A 12,977-nucleotide genomic window follows, 5' to 3' on the forward strand; every position below is an offset into this window, starting at 1 on the left:
TTTACCTTATTATATATCTGTTTAATTTTCAAAGACCAATTTGTTTGCCGTCATCTGACAGCTTTTATATCTTATCACTTAGTTTATTCTCTGTCAACACTTTTTTATAGGTAATTTATTTTTACCTTGTTAGCTTGAAAAGAAAACTTAAGTTTGTTTGCCGCTTTGCATCAGCGACGTTATTTATAATATCATATATTATAGGCCTTATAGTCATTTAATATAATGTATTTTAAATTTATTCTTATTTTCCTTCAAATATCTTAGAATTTCTTAATATTTCTCATGCTGATACGCCCGGCATAGTATATATCAAATCTACTACCTGATTGTACTATTAACTATTAATTTTATAAAAAATCTTATGGTCTCTCCACTCACCATTTATAAAGAGATATTTTTCACTTACCCCTATCTCCTTAAAGCCACAGCCTAATAATACAGCTTGTGACTTAATATTATCTACTAATGTTGTTGCCTCAATCCTATGAATTTCCATATAATTAAAAACATAGTCCAAAGCAAGTCTTAAAGCCTCTTTCATGTATCCTTTTCCTTGCTCATCCTTATCAATAGAATATCCAACAAAAGCGTTTCTAAAGACTCCAAGTACTATATTTGAAACCCTTATTTTACCCACAAGTCTATTTTTTTTAAATATACCAAAGTTTATGCTTTCGCCATTTAAGTAACTTTTATAATTATCTATCAAGTCCTTTCTTTGAATTTCAATAGTATAAAAGCTTTCATCTCTTGATGGCTCAAATGGACTTAGGTGATCTCTATTTTTTAAATAATATTCTAATAGTTCCTCAGCATTTTCTGGTGTTAGCACCTTAAGTTCAATATTGTTTCCCCTAAGAACTATAGGCTTACTTACAATAGTGTTTTCAAAGGTGTCTCTATCTATACCAAATATTAACTCACTAATAAATTTATTTTTTATTATAATACTATTCGTTATAATTCCTTCAAGTTCAAATCCAATGTCAGTTAAGGCTTTAGTGTTTATTTCCTCATCTACTATAGTACTTACCTTATAGATATCCATCTTTTTAATTAATGTTCTCAAAATTATTTTTATAGCGTCTCGTAACAATATGTAGTCATTCTTTGTATTTCTATAAAACTTAATTCTAAAGCTGCAGTATTTGTTCTCTCTGGATAACTCTATTATAAATATTCTTCCCATAGTAATTCCGTTAACGTCTTTTATTATATATACATTTTCGTTTCCATTAGCTGCTGATAAAGTTACTAATTGTTTTGTTTCCATTGTAATACTCCTTAAATACCTAATTCTCTATTAAATTAATATTTTTATAAATAGCAAAAATAAATATAATTGACAGGGTAAGACTTATTGGAATTAGGTAATAAGCCTTAAAGTCTCCTATCCTATCATTTAAAATACCCATTAGCATATTTAATACCATACTTGTAGCTGAGCTTACAGTTACTATAACCCCAGTAGCATAAGCTGTATTTTCTTTAAATACCTTACTTATGGTTAAAACTAAAGTAGGAAATGTTATTGCAAAGAAAAACCCTGATATGGATATTACAACCATACCTTTAGGACCTAGATTAATACCTGTTAGGTATATTACTAATGCTATAAAAAGGGATATTAAGACCGATTTAATGAAGCCAATTTTCTCAACAACAAAGCCTCCAATAAGCCTCCCAATAGTAAATATCCCGAAAAATAAGGATAGATATAACGAACTTTTTCCTTTATCAAAGCTATAAACCTTTTCCATATAATTAATAAACCAATTTCCTGTTCCCATTTCTGCAAAGACATAAAATCCTAAGGCAAACATATAGAAATATAAGAGCTTATTTTTAAATAAGTCAGATTTTTTGACTTTAACTTCCTTTTCATTGCTGGTCTTATGAACACTTGGAATTTTAATTGGAATAAATATTAAAAGAAAAGCAAAAAATATTAATGCCTCGGCTATATAGATTGACCTCCAATTAGTTCCATTAAATAACAAGATTCCAGAAACCCTTTGAACTATTGTAGAGCCAAGCCCATAGCAAAAATGTGTCAAATTCATAAGTACGGCTTGAAAGCTAATAAAAAGCAAAGGCACAATTGTATTTATAGCAATAGAGATTAAAGATAAGCCTATGTTTAATCCAAACATAGCTAATAAGAACAGACAAAATTTATGCATAAATCCTAATCCAAGCAGGCTTAAACCAATGCAGAAAAGACCAGAAACGAAAACTTTCTTCTGTCCTATTTTTTCACAAAGAATACCACCAATATATGTGGATATGATATATCCTATAGATGATATAGTTAGCATAACACCTATATTAGTATCATTTATTGAAAAGTCCCTTTTAAACAGTGGTATAAATACTCCTCTAACATTTTCAGCCATGGCAGCTAGCAGCATCATTATAAAAATTAAAACTATAGGTAATATGTAATTACCTTTTTTATTTTTATTCTCCATAATCCATATCACTCCTACATCTTTTCATTATATCACATGTATTTACATATAAGTATTGCTATTACCTATCTTATATGATTATATTATTGTTATAATTATCTACTTTAAATAAATATGAGGAAGTGTGTTTATGAATAAACAAAGCATTAGCAAATTAGCTTTATTTTTAACTGGGATTCAGAGCCGATTTACAGAAAATATATCTTTATTTAGGGGAATTTATATTACTTTTTCTACTGGGCTTAAGGAATTTAAAGGCTCAGGTACTATTGAAAAAGATAAAATTAAATTTAATTTCAATGGTAAAACGGACATTTATGATATAGAAAGCCTCTGTGATAAATTGGTTAAGGATGCTTTAAGCTATGAAGCTCTTTCATTAATATATAAAGAACGAGGTTCTGAAATTTTAATTTCTGCAGATAATAAAAATGTAAAACTTAATAATACAGAAGCTAAAAATGAAGATGAAATGGCTTTATCAAGTAATAATTTCCAAACTAAAGCTTCCCATAATTTCGGAGAAACATCTACTCTTTTAAACAGAGATTATTACATAAAAGTAGGAAAAGCCGATGCCCTTCTAAAAGAAATTAATATAATGACTAAGGAAGGTAAAATTAAAAATGACAAGATAAGAAAATATAATCAAATTGATCATTATGTTGAGCTTTTAGAAGGCATACTTGACAAACTTCCTAAAAATCAGACTATTAACATTCTGGACTGCGGTTGTGGGAAGTCCTACTTAACCTTTGTTTTAAACTATTATCTTACTGAAGTTAAAAAAATTAAATGCCACTTTATTGGTCTTGATTATTCTGAGGGAGTAATTTCAGCTTCTAAGAAAATGTCAGAGAACTTAGGCTATAGAAATATGGAGTTTCATGCCTTGGATATAAATGATTATGAACCAGATAAAAAAATAAATGTAGTAATTTCCCTGCATGCCTGTGATACTGCTACTGATATGGCTTTAGCCCTAGGCATACGTGTTAAATCAGAAGTAATTATAGCTGTTCCCTGCTGTCATAGGGAATTATTAAATCAATATTCCTATGAACCTTTTAATGGAATATTAAAGCATGGTGTATTTAAAACAAGACTTGCTGATATTTTAACTGATGGAATGAGATCTCTTCTTTTAGAAGCTAAGGGTTACGAGGTTTCAGTTGTAGAATACATTTCACCCCTTGAAACTCCAAAAAACCTTATGATAAGAGCCCTCAGAACAAAGGAAAGTAATGATAAAGCTATGGATGATTATTTTAATTTAATGAGTTCTTTAAATGTTTATCCTGCCTTATATGATTATTTAAATAAATAAAAAAGGAGCTATTCATCTACTTTAGACGGATAGCTCTTTTTCTATCTACTTATTTCTATTAAATCCTTTATAACTTCGCCGCCTATAATCATTCCAGCAACTGGCGGGACAAAGGACATACTTCCTGGTATCTGCCGTTTAAGTGCACACTTTTTACTGCTTTCCCCTGTACACACACAGCCTTCCTTACAGGTAATAACCTCTTCATATTTTGGTTTAGTTGGAACTTCTTCTGAGTACAAAACTTTTAGCGTTTCTACTCCTCTCCTTTTCAGCTCATATCTCATAACTTTAGCAAGAGGACAGATCTTTGTTTCATATAGGTCGGCTATCTTAAATTGTGTTGGATCAAACTTATTTCCTGTACCAAGACAGCTTATAAGCTTCTTATTATGCTCTTTACACCAAACTGCCAAGGCAATTTTTGTTGTTACGGTGTCTATGGCATCTACAACATAATCTATATCATCTGTAATAATTTCTCCTATATTATCTTCTGTTACAAAAGTCTTGTGCGTTACAACCTCACAATTCTTATTTATATCTAAAACTCTTTCCTTCATAACATCTACCTTTGCTTTTCCAATAGTCTTAAAGGTAGCAATTATTTGCCTATTTATATTTGTAAGGCATACAGCATCGTCATCAACCAAAACTAAACTTCCTATCCCGGCCCTAGCGAGTGCTTCTACTGTATAACTTCCTACTCCGCCTATTCCAAGTACAACAACCTTACTATTTTTGATCTTATCAATACCTTCTTTACCTATTAAAAGCTCGCTTCTTGATAATGAATGCTGCCTAGCCATTATAATTCTCTCCTTTTGCTTTCTAATCCTAGTATATTATATATTAATATATTTTTAATTTCAAATTTATAAAAGAAAAGATTAGTGGTAAACTACTCACTAATCTTTTTGTTGATTTCACTTAATTTATTTAATTCTTTCATATATTCTACTATAAGCTCATCTAGAGTCTTACTGATATCCAACCTTTTCTTATCTTTTTCGTTTTCTTCAACTGTAGAACATATTTCATTTAGGACTTCTCTTAATTCTTCAATTCCTTCATTGAGCCTATTTAATTGTAAATACTTAGATTCTGTTTTATTCAATTGCAACGCCTCCTAATTCAATCTACAATTATCTCTAATGCTCATTAATAATAGTTTTATTCCTGCCAGTTCTTTTAGCTTTGTATAAATTTTTATCTGCATTTGAAATTAGGCTTTCACTATCTAATCTAGTATTATTTAAACTATATGCACCAAAGCTTGCAGTTATTTTTATAGTTAAATTATCAAAACAAAAGTCTCTCTTCTCCACTAGCTTTCTTAATTCCTCTGATCTTTTGTAGGCCTCTTCAGTATTAGTATTATTTAAGACTATTAAAAATTCTTCACCTCCATATCTTCCTACCCAGTCAGTATTCTTTCTTATTGAATCCATAAGAAGTTTTGCAAACTCCTTTAAAACCTTATCACCTATAACATGACCATAATTATCATTGACATTTTTAAAGAAATCAATATCAGCCATTATTACAGATATGGGCTCCCCCCCATAAGTACTGTTATTAATATCCACCGGAAGTCTTTCATCTATATATCTTCTATTATAAATACCAGTTAATTCATCTTTAATTATTTTATCATTCATTTGATATATTAATGATTGCTGCTCATCTAAACCATTAATTTTTTTATTTCGCATATATCCAATTTTTGATATGTCCTTAATTATTTCAACTATATATCTATTTTCCCTTATTACTACTGGTGTTGCAATGATCAAAAAAACTTGATCATTTAAATACTCTAATTTAACAAAGGTATCATCTTCTAAATAAGCTCTCATAGAAATGCAATTTTCACAAAATGTATCTTTATTCCATGAACAATAGCAGTTATTTTTTACATCTTGTACTGCTCGTCCATCATTAAAAAGCACTTCTTTATTTAATGGGCCAACTACTCTAATGGAATCGTATAAATTTTTAAAACTTGACAGCATGTCCTTAATTTCTTCAATAATATCCATTTGAAATACCCCCAAGAGCAAGAATAGAAAATATATTTATCTGAATTTTCTATATTTTGTACATTATAACATAAGATTATTTCTACTACAATAAATAATTATTTATCAAATTTTAAACAAACTTATTAATAATTTAAATAAAAAATAAGGCCTTCTTAAGAATCTTATTATCCCCCATCTTTAAGATTCTTAGTTAGGCCTTACAATTTTATTGAATTTCCCCTTTTTATAAATACCTTTTTTAGATCCCCCTAAATTACCACTAGTAATCTCTTAGTTGTAACTTTATTACTTTAACTTATGAATAAATAGACCGCTTCTTAATTTTGGCTCAAACCAAGTAGATTTTGGAGGCATTACCTTCCCTGCATCCGCAATATCCATTAAATCTTGGATTGTAGTAGGATACATAGAGAAGGCAACCTTCATTCCATGTTCTACTCTTCTTTCTAGCTCTGATAATCCTCTTATGCCACCTATAAAGTCTATTCTCTTATCCGTTCTAGGATCTTCTATCCCTAAAATAGGATTTAGTAGGTTATTTTGAAGAATAGAAACATCTAACCTATCAACAGGGTCCTTAGGATTATAAGTACCTTCCTTGGCTGCAAGCTCATACCATTGCCCTTCAAGATACATTCCGTAGGTATGCTTGCTGGATGGCTTATATGAACCTTTTCCTTCATACTTGCTTACCTCAAACTTTTCCGATACTTTAAGCATATATTCATCAGTTGAAAGACCATTTAAGTCCTTAACAACCCTGTTATAGTCCATAACATATAAATCATTATCTGGGAAAATTACTGAAAGGAAGAAGTTGAATTCCTCATCTCCTGTAAAATTTGGAAACTCTTTTCTTCTCATTTGGCCAACCTTTACAGCTGAGGCTGCTCTATGGTGTCCATCTGCAATATAAAGATAACTTACACCAGAAAATAATTGTGTCAGATTATTTATGTCCTCTTCACATTCTATTATCCATACTATGTGAGATATTCCATCTTCGGATATAAAATTATATACTGGTTCTTTTTGAGCCCACTTAGCTATTATGTTATCGATTTCAGCCTGAGCTTTGTAAGTCAAGAAAATAGACCTGTATTTGCATTACATTAATCTACATGATTAATTCTAGAAAATTATACAATTTTTCTTGATTCTAAGTAATATCTTTTCTCGTTTGCTTCTCCCATTGAGAATGTTTTTCTAGGAAGTTTTCCCTCTAAAATAACTGTTTTGAACAGGTCATTCTTTATTATTGGAGGAAGCAAAATTCCTATATTGTTAGCCTTAGAAGCTAATTCATAAGTAACATCATCTCCATGGATATAGTCTACTTTAGCTTTTGTATCAGCTTTGATGTACTCTCCTACAAAATTTTCTACAGGACTTACAACTAAAGTGTACTTCATATCTTTTACACTGATAATTCTAGTAAACTTTTCTGATATAAAGTAAAACTCATTTGGCTGTAAATTTTCAGATATAATTTCTGAGCTGTTAGCAGCCACTTCTCTATAGCTTACTTCTGATCCAGCATCTTTTAATTTATCAATTACTATTTCAAATGTTTTTTCTGGATCAACATTGAAAAGAACTCTATGTATAGGAGCCATTAATAGACCTTCATCATGTAGGTTTACTAATTCAACTAGCGCAAATCTAGCTGGGTGGTTAACTAATTCTTCTTCAGTTTTGTTTTTCTTTATATTTTCCCAGTGAGTCTTAGCTGTTGCAAGTGAATGGTTTCCATCACCAACAGCAAAAAGCAATACATCTTCCTTTGTCTTTAGATCATATTTCTTCATGAATGCATCTTCATCGGCTAAATTAGTTAATGCACCAATTAAATTTGATATAAGCTTCTCATCATCTACTTTATATCCTTCAATATGACCTCCATCCTTCATTAGCTCGAAGTCATAAACCTTTTTAAGATCCTTCTTCATGTTTGCTATTTGCCCGATTACAGAGTTATCAGGATCATCAATTAACAGCATAATATGTGGAAGTTCAACTGATGCGTGCTCTCTGATTCTAAGTCTTGGAGGTATTCTCTCTATTATAGTACCTTCAGTAGCTCTGATTAATGATTTAGAATCTTTATTAAAGTCGTATCTCTCCAAATCGACAGCAATCATTAAACCTTTTCTTGTACCTGAGTGCTCTGTAGTTCTTTCTGCATATATGAATCCAGGCTTCTGTGGAAGAAGTACACCTTCGTTAACATATTCCTTCATTGTGTTGTTTACAGTATTGATTCTTTTCACTATTTCATCTTCAGACTCTTCAAGGTATACTTCTGGGAAAACAAGCTTTAATGTAGATTTATCCTCACCAACTATTTTTTCAACTGACTCCCAGTATTCTGGCTGGGATGTATATTGATCACATGCTACTACAGCCCACTTCGAGTAGTCAACACTGTCATAAGGCATTAAAATTTCAGGAATATTAATCCCTACATTGTTTTTCATTTTTAATTTCCTCCTTAAAGTCACTTTTGCATAATACAATTGAAAGCTGAAACAAATCTTATAATAAAAAGGATAAGGTCATTGAATACCAATATTTTAACCTTATCCTTGCTAGTGTCTAAAACAAGCCTTAGCCCTTAAAGAAATCACTAATAATATCTACTATTTCTTCACCTATTCTTGTTTGTGCCTCTACAGTAGATGCTCCTATATGTGGAGTTGCAGAAACTCTTGGGTGTTTTATAAGTTCTTCGTTCTTAGATGGTTCTTCTTCAAAAACATCTACAGCTGCGCCTGCAAGCTTTCCGCTGTTTAATGCTTCAAGTAGAGCCTTTTCACAAACTATTCCACCTCTAGCACAGTTTATAAGATAAGCTCCATCCTTCATCATAGCAAACTCTTCAGCTTTAATTGATGCACCTTTTTCCTTGTCATAAGGAATATGAAGTGAAATAAAATCTGATTTCTTTAGTATATCTTCCATTGATGCAAATTCAAATTCATCCACACCTTCTGCTTTGCCTAATATGTCAGTATACATTATCTTCATACCAAGTGCATAGGCTCTTTTGGCAACTTCTCTAGAGATTCTACCAAAACCAACTAACCCTAATGTTCTTCCATTAAGCTCGATACCTTCGTAATGTTTCTTTTCCCACTTGCCTTCTCTCATAGATACGTTAGCAATATTTATAAATCTTGCCACTGCAAACATATGACCTATAGTTAACTCAGCTACAGATGCACTACTTGCTTTAGGTGTATTTGTAACCTTAATGCCCTTTTCCATTGCATATGCAACATCTATATTATCTACTCCAACTCCGCCTCTTATTACAAGCTTTAATCTTCCTGCTTCACAAGCTTTATCTATAATAGGTTTTCTTACCTTTGTTGCTGATCTAACAACAAGTACATCAAATTCCTTTAAAGCCTCTCCTAAATCTTCAGGAGCATAAAATTGTTCTACAACTTCAAATCCTTTTGCTTTAAGGGCATCTATTCCTGATCTTTCCATTCCATCAGTTACAAGAACTCTAATCATCAATATTTCTCCTTTCACTCGAAACACTGGGCAATTTGAGATCGCTCATTCCATTCGCAAATTGTCCGCTAAAGCCCATTTAAGGCTTTAGCCTCCTTTCACTGGTCACACTGGGCAATTTAACGCGTGGATTACCATCCACAGCCTACCCGTAGAAGTCCATTTAAGACTTCTATTTTAAAGTCCTAAAATTTTATCTATATTCTTTAATAACTCTCTAACTTCTTCTACTGTACAATCAGCCATGTGTGCAATTCTAAATGTCTTGTCTTTAAGCTTTCCATATCCATTTGCAATTTGGAAGCCTCTTTCTCCAAGCTTTTTATTTAAATCTGCAACATCAATATTTCTAGTGTTTTTAACATTAGTTAATGTGTTTGAAAGATATTTTTCATCTGGGAATATCTCGAAATTCTTTCTAGCCCAATCTCTTACAACTTCTGCCATTTCAATATGTCTTGCAAATCTATTGTCTAGTCCTTCTTCCATAATTCTGTCTAATTGATAATCTAATGCAAACATATGGGATAATGAAGGTGTTGAAGTATATTGATAATCCTTTTTTTGTATGTATTCATATAGAGCAAGTAAATCTAAATATATACCTCTATGTGGAACTGTTTTAGCTCTTTCTACTGCTTTTTTTGAAAACGTACAAATTGACATTCCTGGAGGAAGTCCTATAGCCTTCTGAGTTGAAGTTATGCAGATATCAACTCCAAGCTTATCTACTTCAATTTTACTTCCAGCTGCTGAACTTACTGTATCTAAGCAAAATACAACCTCTGGATATTTTTTAATTACTTCAGCTATTTCATCAACAGGGTTCATCAATCCTGCAGAAGTTTCATTATGTGTAATTGTAATCAAGTCATATTTCCCAGTTTTTAAAGCTTCATCTACCATTTCAGGAGTTGTAGCCTTACCATCTTCTGACCTAAATATATCAGCTGGTACATTATTAGCTACTGCCATATCATACCATCTGTCTCCAAAAGCTCCTACTGAAAATACGGCTGCTCTTTTTGCAGTACATGAACGAACAGCACCTTCCATAAGCCCACTACCAGATGTAGTTGAAAGAAGAATTTCTTCCTCAGTGTAAAAAAGTTTTCTTAACTTATTACTAATATTTCTTTGAAGCTCTGAAGCCGCCTTACTTCTATGTCCAATCATTGGTGTAGCCATTTTTTCTAGAACATCTTGTCTAACCTCTACAGGTCCTGGTATAAATAATTTCTTATGCATTACTTTCCCTCCTAAGTTACTTAACTCGGAATTAATCCTTCATTTTTTATAATTTTTGAAGTATTGACATCATTAATATTCTAACATCTTATTTAAAATTTCTCAACAACATAATGTATATTTATTTTTGCATTTTCTTTAATTATGATACTCTATTTAATTTATTTGCATATTATTTATTAGAACCTATAAAAGGATAGCATAAAACTATCCTTTTAAATTAATTTCCTTATGTTTGATCTATACTTGTAAGAACTTTATCAAATAAATTAATTGTACAATTATGATTCTGCCAATTATTGCAGTTGTCACAGCTTTTACAATTTTCTGCGCCTATACTGCTTGTAAAATTATTTTCAGTTGGATCATATCCTGGACAGTTAATAGCTACCATCATCAACTGATCTCGACTTGCCATACTATTGCCTCCTTAATTAACTTTTAGACTTTCATAGATATCATTAAATAGATTAATTGAGCAATTCCCATTTAAATAATTTGTGCAATTTGTGCAATTACGAGCTAAATTAGTAGCATTAGTACCATGTAAAATATTTCTTGAAATATATTGTGGGCAGTTTTCTCCTACAAGACTTTTATCCTCACTACTAAACATTGTAGTCACTCCTTTTAGCTCATATAAAATAGTATACCCAATGTTTGTATATAATTATTCAAAAGCATAAAAATAGGCACCAAAGCTTAAAATTCACTAATTCTTTGGCATAATATATTAAACAACCTGCCTCGTCTGACTAGTGAATTTTGTTTATTTAGTGTCTATTAAATCTTTATATCAATTTTTTCCCGGGAAATAATTAATTTAAAATTATAAATTTAATATAGATTCTGTTTCAGAACAATATTTAGTTATCATACATTTTCCTAAACTTCTTGGACATCTTCTGCATATACAATCTTGTGCTTTTCCATCACACTTATCTTCTATAAAATCAGGACAGTTTTTGCAATTGTCTCCACCTGCTGCCATACTTTTTTCTCCTTTGTAATTTAATCAGGGGCTATTTCTAGATCTATAGGTAAATCATGTTCATATTTATCACGATAACTTACCATTATGTCTGCTAAAATTTCTGATGTAGTTGGCGGCGTAAAGGTAATTGCATTTGCACCAGCCTCTATGGTACCTAAAATACTTTCCTCTGTAGGACCACCTGTTGCTATTATCGGAAAATCTGGGTGTCTTTCTCTTATTCTTCTAACTATCTCAGTTGTCCTTTTTGCTCCTGATACATTTAAAATAGAAGCCCCAGCTTCAATTCTTGCATCTATGTCTTCAAATTCTGATACTACAGTAACAACTATTGGAATATCTATGGAATCTCTAACCTGCCTTATAACATCATTTGGAGTTGGATTATTTACTACAATACCCATAGCACCTTTAAATTCTGCATCCATTGCAAGATTAACAACTCTTTTGCCAGTGGTTATTCCGCCACCTACTCCGCAAAAGACCGGTACATCTGCAGCTATAGTTAAAGCTTGAGTTATTACTGGCTGTGGAGTAAATGGATATACGGCAATAACTGCATCTGCATTAGTATTTTTTATAATGGCAACATCAGTTGAAAAAACAAAGGATTTTAATCTTTTCCCAAAGATTCTAATACCGCTCGCCTTACTAATAGCTCGTGGTAGCTCTATCATATGACTTCTAAGAGTTCCTGTAATACTTGGTATTTGCTTAGACATAATTTTCACCTACCTATTACTCTTATGTTTTTCTTTTAATAATAACATTATACACAAAAATTTTCACCTAATTTTTGTAAATTTTATATTAATTTTAATCATCTATACGTATAATTTAGCTATCCTTTGCGCTAATTTCTCTTAGTATCTTTCTAATAACTCTTTTACCTATTTCATCATCTTTCATTTCACTTAAGGCATCTTCTAATCTTCCCCATTCTGCCCATTCTACTTCACTTGACTTAATTATTTCTCCGTCTATATACTGGGCCACGAAGGTGAGCATAATTATTTCTTTTGACGATAAGTACTCACTTCCTAAATACCTTATGTCTCCAACACTTATGCCTGTCTCTTCCTTTACTTCTCTATAAACTGTTTCTTCCACAGTTTCTCCATTTGTTACATAGCCAGATACAAGCACCTTACAGTCTTTATAAATGTAACTTTGCTTTAATAAAAGTATTTTGCTGCCTTTCAGAACTGCCACAATTATGCATGGTTTTGGAGTATCAAAATACATAATATCATCATACTCACAATATGGAACTCCGCCTTCATCCCAGCTAAATTTAATTTCAAGCTTTTTACCACATTTCGGACAATATTCATATTTCATAGATACTCCACCTTTCTAATAATACA

The 12,977-nt window shown here is 31.3% G+C and carries 14 protein-coding genes and 1 pseudogene; 1 reads left to right on the forward strand and 14 read right to left on the reverse strand.

Features of this window, described 5'->3' with window-relative positions:
* Positions 1-337 precede the first annotated feature (337 nt).
* Together ACJDUG_RS16400 and ACJDUG_RS16405 are read right to left on the reverse strand one after the other, a co-directional pair.
* Positions 338-1,276 (reverse strand): GNAT family N-acetyltransferase, encoded by a 939-nt coding sequence (locus tag ACJDUG_RS16400; protein WP_406770949.1) that lies wholly within the window; start codon positions 1,274-1,276, stop codon positions 338-340.
* A 19-nt stretch (positions 1,277-1,295) separates the two neighbouring features.
* Positions 1,296-2,414, reverse strand: coding sequence for an MFS transporter (locus ACJDUG_RS16405; RefSeq protein WP_406770988.1), 1,119 nt, complete (start codon positions 2,412-2,414; stop codon positions 1,296-1,298).
* A gap of 190 nt (positions 2,415-2,604) precedes the next feature.
* Here ACJDUG_RS16405 and ACJDUG_RS16410 point away from each other — a divergent pair, with 190 nt between their 5' ends.
* Positions 2,605-3,801, forward strand: coding sequence for a class I SAM-dependent methyltransferase (locus ACJDUG_RS16410; RefSeq protein ID WP_406770950.1), 1,197 nt, complete (start codon positions 2,605-2,607; stop codon positions 3,799-3,801).
* Positions 3,802-3,842: 41 nt separating this feature from the next.
* Here ACJDUG_RS16410 and ACJDUG_RS16415 read toward each other — a convergent pair whose 3' ends face one another.
* From ACJDUG_RS16415 to ACJDUG_RS16470, 12 genes and pseudogenes are all read right to left on the reverse strand, one after another.
* Positions 3,843-4,610: a tRNA threonylcarbamoyladenosine dehydratase gene (locus ACJDUG_RS16415; RefSeq protein WP_406770951.1), complete on the reverse strand. Its 768-nt coding sequence runs from the start codon at positions 4,608-4,610 to the stop codon at positions 3,843-3,845.
* A gap of 92 nt (positions 4,611-4,702) precedes the next feature.
* A complete protein-coding gene (locus ACJDUG_RS16420) occupies positions 4,703-4,918 on the reverse strand; it encodes a Spo0E family sporulation regulatory protein-aspartic acid phosphatase (protein ID WP_406770952.1) in 216 nt (71 codons plus the stop codon).
* A 34-nt stretch (positions 4,919-4,952) separates the two neighbouring features.
* Positions 4,953-5,843 carry a GGDEF domain-containing protein gene (locus ACJDUG_RS16425; protein ID WP_406770953.1) on the reverse strand — a complete coding sequence of 297 codons (891 nt, stop codon included), beginning with the start codon at positions 5,841-5,843 and terminating at the stop codon, positions 4,953-4,955.
* Between the two features lie 288 nt (positions 5,844-6,131).
* Positions 6,132-6,979, reverse strand: a pseudogene (locus ACJDUG_RS16430) (DUF1015 domain-containing protein); the annotation flags it as partial.
* A gap of 6 nt (positions 6,980-6,985) precedes the next feature.
* Complete coding sequence (locus tag ACJDUG_RS16435; RefSeq protein WP_406770954.1) at positions 6,986-8,323, reverse strand: DUF1015 domain-containing protein; 1,338 nt, start codon at positions 8,321-8,323, stop codon at positions 6,986-6,988.
* A gap of 130 nt (positions 8,324-8,453) precedes the next feature.
* Positions 8,454-9,368 (reverse strand): D-2-hydroxyacid dehydrogenase, encoded by a 915-nt coding sequence (locus ACJDUG_RS16440; RefSeq protein ID WP_406770955.1) that lies wholly within the window; start codon positions 9,366-9,368, stop codon positions 8,454-8,456.
* A 177-nt stretch (positions 9,369-9,545) separates the two neighbouring features.
* A complete protein-coding gene (locus tag ACJDUG_RS16445; RefSeq protein ID WP_406770956.1) occupies positions 9,546-10,616 on the reverse strand; it encodes a pyridoxal-phosphate-dependent aminotransferase family protein in 1,071 nt (356 codons plus the stop codon).
* Positions 10,617-10,845: 229 nt separating this feature from the next.
* Positions 10,846-11,034: a hypothetical protein gene (locus ACJDUG_RS16450; protein WP_406770957.1), complete on the reverse strand. Its 189-nt coding sequence runs from the start codon at positions 11,032-11,034 to the stop codon at positions 10,846-10,848.
* 12 nt (positions 11,035-11,046) lie between these two features.
* Entirely contained in the window at positions 11,047-11,232 is a 186-nt protein-coding gene (locus ACJDUG_RS16455; RefSeq protein WP_406770958.1) for a hypothetical protein, read from the reverse strand.
* Positions 11,233-11,445: 213 nt separating this feature from the next.
* On the reverse strand, positions 11,446-11,607 hold the full coding sequence (locus ACJDUG_RS16460; protein WP_406770959.1) for a hypothetical protein: 162 nt from the start codon (positions 11,605-11,607) through the stop codon (positions 11,446-11,448).
* 20 nt (positions 11,608-11,627) lie between these two features.
* A complete protein-coding gene (locus ACJDUG_RS16465) occupies positions 11,628-12,332 on the reverse strand; it encodes a beta/alpha barrel domain-containing protein (RefSeq protein ID WP_406770960.1) in 705 nt (234 codons plus the stop codon).
* A 115-nt stretch (positions 12,333-12,447) separates the two neighbouring features.
* Entirely contained in the window at positions 12,448-12,951 is a 504-nt protein-coding gene (locus ACJDUG_RS16470; RefSeq protein WP_406770961.1) for an NAD(+) diphosphatase, read from the reverse strand.
* Between the last annotated feature and the right edge of the window lie 26 nt (positions 12,952-12,977).

The organism is Candidatus Clostridium stratigraminis (assembly GCF_045310675.1).
Lineage (GTDB): Bacteria > Bacillota > Clostridia > Clostridiales > Clostridiaceae > Clostridium_AT > Clostridium_AT stratigraminis.

Bases quoted from the DNA above. Each gene is read 5' to 3' on its own strand.
- ACJDUG_RS16400 (WP_406770949.1), bottom strand. From the start codon at position 1,276: ATGGAAACAAAACAATTAGTAACTTTATCAGCAGCTAATGGAAACGAA.
- ACJDUG_RS16405 (WP_406770988.1), bottom strand. From the start codon at position 2,414: ATGCTGCTAGCTGCCATGGCTGAAAATGTTAGAGGAGTATTTATACCA.
- ACJDUG_RS16410 (WP_406770950.1), top strand. From the start codon at position 2,605: ATGAATAAACAAAGCATTAGCAAATTAGCTTTATTTTTAACTGGGATT.
- ACJDUG_RS16415 (WP_406770951.1), bottom strand. From the start codon at position 4,610: ATGGCTAGGCAGCATTCATTATCAAGAAGCGAGCTTTTAATAGGTAAA.
- ACJDUG_RS16425 (WP_406770953.1), bottom strand. From the start codon at position 5,843: ATGGATATTATTGAAGAAATTAAGGACATGCTGTCAAGTTTTAAAAAT.
- ACJDUG_RS16435 (WP_406770954.1), bottom strand. From the start codon at position 8,323: ATGAAAAACAATGTAGGGATTAATATTCCTGAAATTTTAATGCCTTAT.
- ACJDUG_RS16440 (WP_406770955.1), bottom strand. From the start codon at position 9,368: ATGATTAGAGTTCTTGTAACTGATGGAATGGAAAGATCAGGAATAGAT.
- ACJDUG_RS16445 (WP_406770956.1), bottom strand. From the start codon at position 10,616: ATGCATAAGAAATTATTTATACCAGGACCTGTAGAGGTTAGACAAGAT.
- ACJDUG_RS16450 (WP_406770957.1), bottom strand. From the start codon at position 11,034: ATGGCAAGTCGAGATCAGTTGATGATGGTAGCTATTAACTGTCCAGGA.
- ACJDUG_RS16455 (WP_406770958.1), bottom strand. From the start codon at position 11,232: ATGTTTAGTAGTGAGGATAAAAGTCTTGTAGGAGAAAACTGCCCACAA.
- ACJDUG_RS16460 (WP_406770959.1), bottom strand. From the start codon at position 11,607: ATGGCAGCAGGTGGAGACAATTGCAAAAACTGTCCTGATTTTATAGAA.
- ACJDUG_RS16465 (WP_406770960.1), bottom strand. From the start codon at position 12,332: ATGTCTAAGCAAATACCAAGTATTACAGGAACTCTTAGAAGTCATATG.
- ACJDUG_RS16470 (WP_406770961.1), bottom strand. From the start codon at position 12,951: ATGAAATATGAATATTGTCCGAAATGTGGTAAAAAGCTTGAAATTAAA.